The sequence below is a fragment of the Pseudomonas mediterranea CFBP 5447 genome, from assembly GCF_000774145.1.
GTDB classification, from domain to species: domain Bacteria; phylum Pseudomonadota; class Gammaproteobacteria; order Pseudomonadales; family Pseudomonadaceae; genus Aquipseudomonas; species Aquipseudomonas mediterranea.
The window spans coordinates 572,085-584,815 of sequence record NZ_KN322985.1; the positions used below are offsets into that span (position 1 = coordinate 572,085).

General features: G+C 63.5%; 10 protein-coding genes. 8 read left to right on the top strand and 2 right to left on the bottom strand.

Annotated elements, in window-relative coordinates:
* Positions 1-25: 25 nt before the first annotated feature.
* Positions 26-982 (bottom strand): glucokinase, encoded by a 957-nt coding sequence (locus tag N005_RS14865; protein ID WP_047701878.1) that lies wholly within the window; start codon positions 980-982, stop codon positions 26-28.
* Positions 979-2,805 (bottom strand): phosphogluconate dehydratase, encoded by a 1,827-nt coding sequence (gene edd, locus N005_RS14870; protein WP_047701879.1) that lies wholly within the window; start codon positions 2,803-2,805, stop codon positions 979-981. The genes N005_RS14865 and edd overlap by 4 nt, the downstream gene beginning before the upstream one ends.
* Before the next feature lie 229 nt (positions 2,806-3,034).
* On the opposite strand from edd, the gene gap reads away from it, so the two are divergent.
* The 8 genes from gap to arcD all read left to right on the top strand — a co-directional run bounded on the left by gap (position 3,035) and on the right by arcD (position 12,716).
* Entirely contained in the window at positions 3,035-4,036 is a 1,002-nt protein-coding gene (gap, locus tag N005_RS14875; protein WP_047701880.1) for a type I glyceraldehyde-3-phosphate dehydrogenase, read from the top strand.
* Between the two features lie 204 nt (positions 4,037-4,240).
* Positions 4,241-4,747, top strand: coding sequence for an RNA polymerase sigma factor (locus N005_RS14880; RefSeq protein ID WP_047701881.1), 507 nt, complete (start codon positions 4,241-4,243; stop codon positions 4,745-4,747).
* A gap of 149 nt (positions 4,748-4,896) precedes the next feature.
* Positions 4,897-5,802 carry a FecR family protein gene (locus N005_RS14885; RefSeq protein ID WP_236675513.1) on the top strand — a complete coding sequence of 302 codons (906 nt, stop codon included), beginning with the start codon at positions 4,897-4,899 and terminating at the stop codon, positions 5,800-5,802.
* A gap of 119 nt (positions 5,803-5,921) precedes the next feature.
* Entirely contained in the window at positions 5,922-8,513 is a 2,592-nt protein-coding gene (locus tag N005_RS14890; protein ID WP_047701883.1) for a TonB-dependent receptor, read from the top strand.
* Positions 8,514-8,676: 163 nt separating this feature from the next.
* Positions 8,677-9,270, top strand: coding sequence for a biliverdin-producing heme oxygenase (locus tag N005_RS14895; RefSeq protein ID WP_047701884.1), 594 nt, complete (start codon positions 8,677-8,679; stop codon positions 9,268-9,270).
* Between the two features lie 146 nt (positions 9,271-9,416).
* Entirely contained in the window at positions 9,417-9,809 is a 393-nt protein-coding gene (locus N005_RS14900; protein WP_047702228.1) for a YbaN family protein, read from the top strand.
* A gap of 45 nt (positions 9,810-9,854) precedes the next feature.
* Positions 9,855-11,243, top strand: a complete 1,389-nt coding sequence (locus N005_RS14905) for a CoA transferase (RefSeq protein WP_052126394.1) — start codon at positions 9,855-9,857, stop codon at positions 11,241-11,243.
* A gap of 45 nt (positions 11,244-11,288) precedes the next feature.
* Positions 11,289-12,716: an arginine-ornithine antiporter gene (gene arcD / locus N005_RS14910; RefSeq protein ID WP_047701885.1), complete on the top strand. Its 1,428-nt coding sequence runs from the start codon at positions 11,289-11,291 to the stop codon at positions 12,714-12,716.
* Positions 12,717-12,731 lie beyond the last annotated feature (15 nt).

Here is a 12,731-nt window from a genome sequence, read left to right on the forward strand (position 1 = left end):
TCGCTCCCACAGGGGGGACTGCATTTCAGCTGGCCGACTGCTCCAGCGCCACGCCCGCGCCCATCAGGCCGGAGTACGGTGCGGTGACCAGCCAGACCGGAATGCCCTTGAAGTAATCGCTCATGCAGCCCTTGTCGGCGAAGCAGCGGGCGAAGCCGCTTTCGAGGAAGAAATCGGCAAACCGCGGGATCACCCCGCCGACAATGTATACGCCGCCTCGCCCACCCACCGTCAGCACATTGTTGCCGGCCACGCGTCCCAGCCAGCGGCAGAACTGCTCCAGCACTTCCAGGGCGATGGGGTCACCGGCCAGGCCGGCGGCGGTGATGGATTCGGGGGTATCGAGCACCGGCTCATGCCCGTCCACCGCGCAGATCGCCCGGTACACCCGGGGCAAGCCGCTGCCGCTCAGGGCGGTTTCGGCGCTGACGTGGCCGATCTCGTTGTAGATGTGCTGCCAGAGCTGGGTTTCCCGCGGGCTGCTCATCGGCAGGTCGACATGGCCACCCTCCCCCGGCAACGCCGCAAAGCGGCCCTCACCCAGGTCCAGCAATGTACCGACGCCCAACCCCGTGCCCGGCCCGATCACCACCGCCGGACGCATCGGCTCCGGGGTGCCTTCGCACACGACCCGGTACTCATCGGGACGCAAACGGGTCATGCCCAGGGCCATGGCCGAGAAGTCGTTGACCAGCAACAGCTTCTCGACCTGCAAGGTCTTGCAGAATGCCAGGTTGCTCAGGCGCCAGTGGTTGTTGGTGAAGCGAAACAGATCGCCCGCCACCGGCCCGGCCACCGACAGGCACACCGAACCGATGGCGCCGGGTTCCAGGCCCATGCCGCTCAGGTACACCTTGATGGCATCTTCAGGGCAGGCGTAATCCGCCGTCGCCAGCACCTGGACGTTCTCCAGGGTGTGGTTCTTCCACAATGCGAAGCGCGCGTTGGTCCCACCGATGTCACCGACCAGGGCCAGTTTCAATTAATCGTCTCCAGTGCAGCCGTGAAGGCGCTGGCGCCCTGCTCTGCCGAGCTGAAGGCCATGCGCATGAAACCGAACAGTTCGCGACCGGTGCCGATGTTGTTGCCCAACAGGCCCTTGGCCGGTTCGCGTGCGGCGAATTCCGCGGCGTCCACCTTCAATTCCAGGGTGCCTTTGACCCCGTCGACGCGGATGATATCGCCCTCCTGCACCCGGGCCAACGCGCCGCCGACATAAGCTTCGGGGCTGACGTGGATCGCCGCCGGGATTTTCCCCGAGGCGCCGGACATGCGCCCGTCGGTCACCAGCGCCACTTTGAAACCGCGATCCTGCAGCGAACCGAGGAACGGGGTCATCTTGTGCAGCTCCGGCATGCCGTTGGAGCGTGGCCCCTGGAAGCGCATCACCGCGACAAAATCCTTCTCCAGCAGGCCGGCCTTGAACGCGTCCGCCAGGTCCTGCTGGTCCTGGAAGACCATGGCCGGCGCTTCGACGATCTGGTTCTCCAGGGCCACGGCGGAGACTTTCATCACGCCACGGCCCAGGTTGCCTTCCATCACCCGCAAGCCGCCTTCTGGCGAGAACGCACGGGCCACCGGGCGCAGGATGTTTTCATCGAGGCTTTCGATCGGGCCGTCGCGCCACACCAGCTCGCCATCCTCGAGGAACGGTTCCTGGGTGTAGCGGCTCAGGCCGTGACCGAGCACGGTGTTGACGTTTTCGTGGAGCAGACCGGCTTCCAGCAATTCGCGGATCAGGAACGACATGCCGCCCGCCGCCTGGAAGTGGTTGATGTCGGCCTTGCCGTTCGGGTAGACGTGGCTCAGGGTCGGCACCACCTCGGAAAGGTCGGCCATGTCCTGCCAGGTCAACTGGATGCCCGCCGCCATGGCGATGGCCGGCATGTGCAAGGTGTGGTTGGTCGAGCCGCCGGTGGCGTGCAGCGCAACGATGGAGTTGACCAGCGAGCGTTCGTCGACGATTTCGCCGATAGGCATGAAGTTGCCGCTCTGCTTGGTCATGCGCGTGACCTGGAACGCCGCTTCGCGGGTCAGGGCATCGCGCAGCGGGGTGTTCGGGTTGACGAACGAGGCGCCCGGCAAGTGCAGGCCCATCACTTCCATCAGCAGCTGGTTGGTGTTGGCAGTACCGTAGAAGGTGCACGTGCCAGGGCTGTGGTAGGACTTCATCTCCGATTCCAGCAGCTCTTCGCGGGTGGCCTTGCCCTCGGCGTAACGCTGGCGCACGTCGGCCTTTTCCTTGTTGGAGATGCCGGACACCATCGGCCCGCCAGGCACGAAAATCGTCGGCAGGTGACCGAAGCGCAGCGCTCCCATCATCAGGCCCGGGACGATCTTGTCGCAGATGCCGAGCATCAGCGCGCCGTCGAACATGTTGTGGGACAACGCCACCGCCGTGGACATCGCGATCACTTCGCGACTCGGCAGGCTCAGCTCCATCCCCGCCTCGCCCTGGGTGACGCCGTCGCACATGGCCGGCGTGCCGCCCGCGAACTGGCCGACCGAGCCGATCTCGCGCAAGGCTTTCTTGATCTGTTCCGGGAAGGTTTCGTAGGGCTGGTGGGCCGAGAGCATGTCGTTATAGGACGACACGATGGCGATGTTGGCGGCGTTCATCATCCGCAGGTGATGCTTGTCTTCGCTGCCGCAACCGGCCACGCCATGGGCGAAGTTGGCGCATTGCAGCTTGCCGCGCATCGGACCGTCGCTGGCAGCACCGCGGATCAATGCAAGGTAAGCCTGACGCGTGGCGCGGCTGCGGGCGATAAGCCGTTCGGTGACCTCAAGAACGCGGGGATGCATGTGTAGAACTCCAGGCTAACGGGTGTGGCGACCTGATTGTCTATGCTGGTCAAGACCGGCTGCGCGCCCTGCGAAAGGAAAGGCGACAAACGGTTTTTGACCACTCGGACCAGTTGATTCAGGTCACTCGTTGTAGATAAAACAAAATATTGCCATCAAAAAGGCTTGTTTTCTATTTTTATGCGAATAATCTTGTAATTCCAACAACAAATCGATGGCGGCGCAGTTAATGACTCTTCGAATCGCAATCAATGGTTTTGGCCGCATCGGCCGCAACGTCCTCCGTGCACTGTATACCCAAGGCTATCGTCGCGACTTGCAGATCGTCGCCATCAACGACCTGGGCGACAGTGCGATCAATGCTCACCTGCTCAAGTACGACACCGTCCACGGCACTTTCGATGCAGACGTGCAGCACGATAACGAAAGCCTGACAGTCAACGGCGACCGCATCGCGGTCAGCGCCATCCGCAATCCGGCCGAACTGCCCTGGGCCGCCGAGAAGATCGACGTGGTGTTCGAGTGCACGGGGCTGTTCACCGACCGCGCCAAGGCCGCCGCCCATATCAGCGCCGGCGCCCGCAAGGTGATCATCTCGGCCCCAGCCAAGGGCGCCGACGCCACCGTGGTGTATGGCGTGAACCACGACATCCTGCGCCAGTCCCACCAGATCATTTCCAACGCTTCGTGCACCACCAACTGCCTGGCCCCGGTGGCCCAGGTGCTGCATCGCGAGCTGGGCATCGAAAGCGGCCTGATGACCACCATCCATGCCTACACCAACGACCAGAACCTGACCGACGTCTACCACACCGACCCGTACCGCGCCCGTTCGGCCACCCAGAACATGATCCCGAGCAAGACCGGTGCCGCCGAAGCAGTGGGCCTGGTACTGCCGGAACTGGCGGGCAAGCTGACCGGCATGGCCGTGCGTGTGCCGGTGATCAATGTGTCCCTGGTGGATCTGACCGTGCAGCTCAAGCGCGAAGCGTCGGCCGAAGAAGTCAACGAACTGCTGCGCCAGGCCAGCCAACATTCGAAGATCCTCGGCTACAACACCCTGCCGCTGGTCTCCAGCGATTTCAACCACAACCCGCTGTCGTCGATCTTCGACGCCAATCACACCAAGGTCAGCGGCAAGCTGCTCAAGGTACTGGCCTGGTACGACAACGAGTGGGGCTTCTCCAACCGCATGCTGGATAACTGCCTGGCGTTGTGCAACGCGGAGTGATCGAGCACGGCTGTTGAGCTCTTTTGTGGGAGCGAGCCTGCTCGCGATAGCGCTGTGTCAGTCAGCATTTTTTTCGATTGACATACCGCTATCGCGAGCAGGCTCGCTCCCACAGTGGTTCAGAGGCGATGATGAAAATCCGGGCTTGACCTGCGGAGCAGATGATAAGCATTATCATTTACTCCTACCGGATCGGGCCTTACCGTGAGTCAATCGCGCTTTCACCACGTCTTCCTCGCCCAACGCACACCCCTGCTGCGCACCCTCGAGCGCATGGTCAACAACCCCAGCACTGCCGAAGACCTGCTCCAGGAAACCTATCTGCGCGTCTCCCGCGCCTTGGGTGAACGCACCGTCGAGCACCTCGAACCCTTTGTTTTCCAGACCGCCCGTAACCTGGCGCGGGATCATTTGCGTGCCCGGCGCATTCAGTCCCGGACCGTGCTGGACGATGTGCCGCTGGAGGTCGTCCACAATGTGGTGGCGCCCCAGAGCAGCGCCGAAGACGCCGCCCATGCCGAACGGATGCTCGAGCGCCTCAACGTCAGCCTGCAAGCACTGAGTCCGCGCCAACAGCGGATTTTCATTCTCAGTCGCCTGCATGGTCATGGGTATCAGGACATCGCCGCAGAGCTGGGTGTGTCCCTGAGTACCGTGCAAAAGGAACTGAAACTGATCATGGCGATCTGTGTGAGGAGTTGTCAGGTATGAGCTTCAGGCGGCAAGCTACAAACAGCGCATGCTTGCCATCTGTTGCTTGCCGCCCGTAGCTTGTCGCTTGCCACCAATGCCGAGTAACCACCGTGACGGATAATCACCACGCCCAAGAGTCTGCGGCAGCGCAGGACACCGCCCATGCCATGGAGCAGGCGCTGGACTGGCTGATCCTGCTGGATAACCCCAGTCAGGAGCAGGCCCGGCAATTCCAGGTCTGGCTGGCGGCCGATCCGCGCCATGGCGAAGCATTCCTCAGGGCCCAGACCCTCTGGAACGGTCCGCAAGTGAAGGAGAGTGCCCGGCGACTCCAGGCCGCCACCAGGGTGAGCCCATTGTCACGCTTGCGCGCCCATTGGAAACCCTTGGCCACCGCTGCCGTGCTGTTCCTCGGCCTGTTCAATTTCAGCGACCTGCCCCTGCGTTTCCAGGCCGATCACTTGACGGTGGTCGGTGAGCGCCAGCGCCTGCAACTGGAAGACGGCTCCAAGGTCCTGCTTAACACCGACTCGGCCTTTTCCAGCACCTTCAACGAACAGCGTCATGTGGCCCGGTTGTACAAGGGCGAAGCGTTTTTCGAAGTGCCCGACAATCGCAATCTGCCACTGGAGATCGATGCCGGACCGGTCACCGCCAGCGTCAGCAACACCACGTTCGCGGTGCGCTACCTCGACGGCGTGGCCCAGGTCCAGGTCCAACGCGGCGACGTGGACCTGCGGGCCGTTCGCAACGACACCCATGTCCGGCTTTCGGCCGGAGAAAGCATCCGCATCGGACCCAACGGCTTCGACCGCCCGGCCCCGCTCGATACCCGTACCGACCTGGCCTGGGTCCAGGGCCGGCTGGTGTTCGAGAACCGCCCGCTGAGCCAGGTCCTGGCCGAACTGCGGCGCTACTATCCCGGCTGGATCATCAACCGCAACGAGCAATTGGCCCAGGTCGCGGTGACCGGTAACTACCGCCTCGACCAGCCGCTGGACGTGGTTCGCTCCCTGGCGCACATCACCTCTGCACAGCTTCAGGAATTCCCCGCGCTGGTGATCCTGAACTAAATGAGAATTATTTTTACTCGATAGGCTTCGCTGATTCGTCTCGTTATAGCCAATGCAATTGATTCGCATCTATCGATGCCAATCTGCACCTATAACAGATGCGACACGGAGCGCTATCGATGTCCTCTCGCCTTACCTGCAGGTTCCTTGCCCCTTCCCGCACATTGTCGTTGCTGACCGCCGCAATCCTGATGGCCGGCGTCGCGCCCGCCGCCCTGGCTGCCGCGACACAACCGCCTGCGCGCAATATCGGCGACTACACCTTCGCCATCCCCCAGCAACCACTGGTTTCGGCCCTGAACGCATTCACCGCCGTCACGGGTTGGCAAGTGGGGCTGCCGGCCGAGCTGGCCGAAGGTGTCGCGTCGCCCGGCGTCAACGGTTCGCTGCCACCGGAGAAAGCCCTGGAGCGCCTGCTGGCGGGAACCAACCTGAGCTACCGCAAACTGGGCAACAACAGCATCGTCCTGGAGAAGCGCAGCGCCGGCAATGTAGTGAACCTGCAGCAGATGACCATCAGTGCCACCCGCCAGGAACAGGACATCAGCGGCGTGCCCAGCACCGTCAGCGTCCATGACCGCCAGGCACTGGACCGCAACAACGTCAACACCCTCAAGGACCTGGTGCGTTACGAGCCCGGCGTATCGGTGGGCGGCGCGGGCCAGCGCGGCGGCATCAGCGGCTACAACATCCGTGGCATCGACGGCAACCGGATCCTGACCCAGGTCGACGGCGTGGCGATTCCCGACGGTTTCTTCAATGGTCCCTACGCCAAGACCCAGCGCAACTACGTCGATCCGGAAATCATCAAGCGCGTGGAAATCCTCCGCGGTCCGGCGTCGGTGCTCTATGGCAGCAACGCCATCGGCGGCGCCGTCAGCTATTTCACCCTGGATGCGGATGACATCATCAAGCCCGGCCAGGATGTCGGTGCCCGCCTGAAGACCGGCTACAGCTCCGCCGACGAAAGCTGGCTCAAATCCGCCACCGTCGCCGGGCGCAACGGGACATTCGACGGCCTGCTGCACTACAGCCAGCGCGACGGCCATGAAACCGAATCCTACGGCAGCCATAACGGCACCGGCCTGGACCGCACCGCAGCCAACCCGGAGGACGTGCGCGCCAGCAACGTACTGGCCAAACTCGGCTGGAACTACAGCGACGACGCGCGCCTGGGCCTGGTCTACGAGAAGTACAAGGACGACCGCGACACCGATCTGAAAAGCGCCTACGGCGGCCCCTTTTTCAACGGCCGGCCGACCATCCCTCCGAGCATCCTGCCGGGCGGCATGTACCAGTGGCGCACCGGCAACGACACCGTCACCCGCGAACGTTTCGGCCTGGAGCACAGCTTGGCCCTCGACAGCCTGCTGGTCGACAACATCAAATGGAGCCTGAATCACCAGATCGCCAAGACCGACGAGAGCACCGCCGAGTTCTACTTCCCGATTACCCGCCGGGTCCTGCGCACCCGGGAAACCTTCTATGAAGACAAGCAATGGGTGTTCGACGCACAGCTGGACAAAGCCTTCAGCCTCGCCGACACCGAACACGCACTGACCTACGGCACCACGATCAAGCAACAGAAAGTCACCGGTTCGCGCAGCGGCAATGGCGTGTGCCTGGCGGTCGGCGTCGGTTGTTCCGCCATCGGCGCCATCAGCACCCGGGACGTACTGGCAAAAGCCAGCGACTTCCCGGACCCGACCATCAACACCTACAGCCTGTTCGCCCAGGACCAGATCGGTTGGGACAAGTGGACCTTCACCCCGGGCCTGCGCTACGACTACACCCAGCTCAAGCCGCACCTCACCCAGGCGTTCCTCGACACCGTCGATCCGACCGGTGGTGGCCAGGTCAGCGACAGCAACAAGACCTGGCATCGCGTCTCGCCCAAGTTCGGCCTGACCTATGCCTTTACCGACCAGTACACCGGCTACGGGCAGTATGCCGAAGGCTTCCGCACCCCGACCGCCAAGGCCCTGTATGGCCGCTTCGATAACCCCGACGTCGGCTACAGCGTGGAACCCAACCCCGACCTGGAACCGGAAAAAAGCAAAAGCTACGAGACCGGCTTGCGTGGCCGTTTCGACTCCGGTTCGTTCGACGTGGCGGTGTTCTACAACAAGTACCGCGATTTCATCAACGAAGACGCCATCACCCCCGGCGCCGATCAGTTGACCTTCCAGAGCAACAACATCAAGCACGCCACCATCAAGGGCGCCGAGGTCAAGGGTCGCCTGGACCTGGACGTATTCGGCGCACCACAGGGCCTCTACACCCAGGGCTCGGTGGCCTACGCCTACGGTCGCAACGACGACACCGGCCAGCCGATCAACAGCATCAACCCGCTGACCGGCGTGTTCGGCCTGGGTTACGACCAGAACGACTACGGCAGCTTGCTCACCTGGACCCTGGTCAGGAAGAAAAACCGCGTCGACGACAGCAACTTCAACTCGCCGGATGGCGTCAGCAGCCAGTTCAAGACGCCCGGGTTCGGAATTCTCGACCTGACCGGCTTCTACAAGGTGACCCGGGACGTCACCGTCAGCGGTGGTCTCTACAACCTCACCGACAAGAAGTACTGGCTGTGGGACGACGTGCGCGGCTACGACAGCGTCGGCGAAGCGGCCGTGCTGAGCCCCGCCAACCTCGATCGCCTGACGGCGCCGGGGCGCAACTTCGCGGTCAACCTGATCTGGGATATCTGATCCGCTGACCACAGCAAACAGTTCAAGGTGGGAGCAAAGCTTGCTCGCGATGCAGGCGTCTCGATTTCTGAAGGACCGCATCGTTTGCATCGCGGGCAAGCCTTGCTCCCACAGTGGTTCCCCTCGCCACAACAGCGACTTGCTTCCATTCGAAGGATTATTCATGACCACCCAACAACGCCCCACCTCACGCTCCCAACGCCTCAACCAGATCACCCACGAGCCCCACGGCAGGCTCGACGCCCTGGTCAAGGCCCACGCCCCGTTCGAAACCCCGGCCAGCTTTGCCCGTTTCGTCGTCGCCCAATACCTGTTCCAGTCGGAACTGGTAGCGCTGTACAACGATGCGCAGCTGTCCGCCCTGATCCCCGACCTGCCAGCCCGCTGCCGTGCCGACGCGGCCAAGGCCGATCTGGCGGATCTGGACACCGATGTCCCGGCGCCGGTGGCCGGCGCGCTGGACAACCCGACCATGGCCGAAGCCCTGGGTTGGTTGTTCGTTTCGGAAGGTTCGAAGTTGGGCGCGGCGTTCCTGATCAAGCGCGCAGTAAACCTGGGGCTGAGCGAAACCTTCGGTGCCCGCCACCTGGCCGAACCGGAGGGCGGCCGTGCCGAAGGCTGGAAGACCTTCACCCGTATCCTTGACGAACTGAGCCTCACCGAACAGCAGGAAGCCGAGGCGGACAAAGGCGCGCTGGACGCCTTCAACCGGTTTACGGTGTTGCTGGAACAGGCCTACGCTGCCGAGCTAGCCTGAATATTGATATCTGATCACCCCTTCCCCTTGTGGGAGCGAGCCTGCTCGCGATGGCGGCGTGTCAGTCAACGTGGATTCCGACGGATCTACCGCTTTCGCGAGCAGGCTCGCTCCCACAGAGAAATGTGTAGGCTTGAAAGACAGTGATAAGTCTCTCCTCCAAAACCGCCCGATTGCTCTTCGGCCTGCTCGCCTACACCAGCCTCGCCATCGGCCTGGTCGCCATCGTCGTGCCCGGCCTGCCGACGACCGAGTTCATCCTGCTGGCCGCCTGGGCCGCGACGCGCAGTTCGCCACGCCTGAGTGCCTGGCTGGAGACTCATCGGTTGTTCGGGCCGATGCTGTACAACTGGCGTAACGGCAAGGTCATCCCGCGTCGGGCCAAGGTGGGCGCCACCCTCGGCATGCTGTTCTGCGCGGCACTGATGCTGGCAACGCTCGAACATGGCTGGCCGGTCTACCTGGCCCTGGCGGGCATGGGCGCGGGCAATCTGTGGATCTGGTCCCGTCCGTCTGCAACAGCGCAGACGTTCGAATGAACCGTTTTGATCTATGCTCGGCCTCTCACATCCGGAGGGCCTTCGATGACAGATCTACTCGCGTCCATGCAAGCCGCCCTCGGCTTGCCCACGACCCCGATCCGCTTCGCGAATGACGGCGTCCTGCCTTCGGCGTTCGCCGTCACGGAGCTGGCCAGTGCCAGTATCGCCGTGGCCGGCCAGGCGGTCGCGGAGCTCATCGGCCAACAAACCGCCCGCCTGCCGTCCCTGGAAGTCGACCGGCGCCTGGCGTCGTTCTGGTTCTCCACGTCCCTGCGTCCCATCGGCTGGAGCGTGCCGCCGATGTGGGACCCGGTGGCCGGCGACTACGCCACGGCCGACGGCTGGATTCGCCTGCACACCAATGCGCCGCATCATCGACGGGCGGCGGAAAAGGTCCTCGGTGCCTGCGTTGATCGCGCCGACATGGCGAGCAAAGTGATCCGCTGGAACAAGACCGAACTGGAACAAGCCGTCGTCAACGCCGGTGGTTGCGCCGCCGAGATGCGCTCGTGGCAGGCCTGGCAAGCGCATCCCCAAGGCAAGGCAGTGAATGCCGAGCCGCTGGTGCACTTCACTGAAACCGTCGAGGCACACTGCAAACCCTGGCTCGGCTCCGTGGCCCAACCACTGTCCGGCCTCAAGGTGCTGGACCTGACCCGCGTGCTGGCCGGTCCCGTCGCCAGCCGCTTCCTCGCCGGCTTTGGCGCCGACGTCTTGCGGATCGACCCTCCGACCTGGGACGAGCCCGGCGTGGTCCCGGAGGTCACACTCGGCAAACGCTGCGCCCGCCTCGACCTGCACCGGCCCGACGACCGCGCCGCGTTCGAAGCGCTGCTCAAGGACGCCGACATCCTCCTGCACGGCTACCGGGCCGACGCCCTGGAGCGCCTGGGCTATGGCGCCGAACAACGCCATAAGATCGCCCCTGGCCTGATCGATGTCAGCCTCAACGCCTACGGTTGGAGCGGCCCGTGGCAGAACCGGCGCGGCTTCGACAGCCTGGTGCAGATGAGCAGCGGCATCGCCGAGGCCGGCATGGCCTGGAAACAGGCCGATAAACCGACACCGCTGCCCGTCCAGGCGCTGGACCACGGCACCGGCTACCTGATGGCGGCCAGTGCCCTGGTGTTGCTGACCCGGCGTCTGGCAACCGGGCAAGGCGGCTCGGCACGCCTATCTCTGGCGCGTACCGCCAGACTGCTGATCGAGCGTGGCGCGGGTACCCAGGCCACGCTACGGCCCGAGGACGATCACGATCTGAGCATGCTGGTCGAGCAGACGCCGTGGGGGCCGGCGCACCGGCTGCAGGTGCCGCTGAGAATCACCGGCACGCCCTGGCAGTGGACGCTTGCGGCGGCGGAACTGGGTGCTCATCGAGCACAATGGTCATCGGCCTCGTCCCCTGACCTAGGTCAGCTATCGAAACGATGAATTGACATACGCTGTGACTCTCCTTGGCTGTCTCGGAGTCATGTAATGTCTGATACCCCCGGAAAACTTCGCTTGGGTGCGTTGGTCGCGCTGGTAGCGGGTTCGATGATCGGCGGGGGAATCTTTTCCTTGCCGCAGAACATGGCCGCCAGTGCCGATGTCGGTGCCGTCCTGATTGGCTGGGCGATTACCGCGGTGGGCATGCTGACCCTCGCCTTCGTGTTCCAGACCCTGGCCAATCGCAAACCCGATCTGGACGGCGGTGTGTACGCCTACGCCAAGGCCGGCTTCGGCGACTACATGGGTTTCTCCTCGGCCTGGGGTTACTGGATCAGCGCCTGGCTGGGCAACGTCGGCTACTTCGTCTTGCTGTTCAGCACCCTGGGTTATTTTTTCCCGGTCTTCGGTGAAGGCAACACGGTAGCAGCGGTGATCGGCGCATCGTTGCTGCTGTGGGCCGTGCATTTCCTGGTGCTGCGCGGCATCAAGGAAGCCGCGTTCATCAACCTCGTCACCACCGTTGCCAAGGTCGTGCCGCTGGCGTTGTTCGTGCTGATCGCCGTGTTCGCCTTCCGGCTCGACATTTTCACCGCCGACATCTGGGGCCTGAAAAACCCGCAGTTGGGCAGCGTGATGAACCAGGTGCGCAACATGATGCTGGTCACCGTCTGGGTGTTCATCGGCATCGAGGGCGCGAGCATTTTTTCCGCCCGTGCCGGACGACGCTCGGACGTGGGCAAGGCCACCGTGATTGGCTTCATCACTGTGCTGCTGTTCCTGGTGCTGGTGAATGTGCTGTCCTTGGGGATCATGACCCAGCCGGAACTGGCGAAGCTGCAGAACCCGTCCATGGCCGCGGTGCTGGAGCACGTCGTGGGCCATTGGGGTGCGGTGCTGATCAGCGTCGGCCTGATCGTTTCGCTGCTCGGCGCCCTGTTGTCCTGGGTGCTGCTGTGCGCCGAGATCCTGTTCGCCGCCGCCAGGGACCACACCATGCCGGCGTTCCTGCGTCGCGAAAATGCCAACCATGTACCGGCCAACGCCCTGTGGCTGACCAACGCCATGGTCCAGCTGTTCCTGATCGTCACCCTGTTCTCGGCCAGTACCTACCTGTCGCTGATCTACCTCGCCACCTCGATGATCCTGGTGCCCTACCTGTGGTCGGCGGCCTACGCGCTGCTACTGGCGGTGCGCGGCGAAACCTACCGGAACGCCCTGGCCGAACGTCGCAAGGACCAGGCCATCAGTGCCATCGCCCTGATCTATGCGATGTGGTTGTTGTATGCCGGCGGGATCAAGTACCTGCTGCTCTCCGCGCTGCTCTACGCCCCCGGCGCGGTGCTGTTCGCCCAGGCCAGGCGCGAAGTGGGCCAACCGGTGTTCACCGCTGTCGAAAAGCTGATTTTCACCGCAGTGGTTGCAGGCGCCGTGGTGGCCGCATACGGGCTCTACAGCGGCTTCCTGACCTTGTGATTGCTGAACGTTTTA

Bases quoted from the DNA above. Each gene is read 5' to 3' on its own strand.
- edd (WP_047701879.1), bottom strand. From the start codon at position 2,805: ATGCATCCCCGCGTTCTTGAGGTCACCGAACGGCTTATCGCCCGCAGC.
- gap (WP_047701880.1), top strand. From the start codon at position 3,035: ATGACTCTTCGAATCGCAATCAATGGTTTTGGCCGCATCGGCCGCAAC.
- N005_RS14885 (WP_236675513.1), top strand. From the start codon at position 4,897: ATGGAGCAGGCGCTGGACTGGCTGATCCTGCTGGATAACCCCAGTCAG.
- N005_RS14890 (WP_047701883.1), top strand. From the start codon at position 5,922: ATGTCCTCTCGCCTTACCTGCAGGTTCCTTGCCCCTTCCCGCACATTG.
- N005_RS14895 (WP_047701884.1), top strand. From the start codon at position 8,677: ATGACCACCCAACAACGCCCCACCTCACGCTCCCAACGCCTCAACCAG.
- N005_RS14905 (WP_052126394.1), top strand. From the start codon at position 9,855: ATGACAGATCTACTCGCGTCCATGCAAGCCGCCCTCGGCTTGCCCACG.
- arcD (WP_047701885.1), top strand. From the start codon at position 11,289: ATGTCTGATACCCCCGGAAAACTTCGCTTGGGTGCGTTGGTCGCGCTG.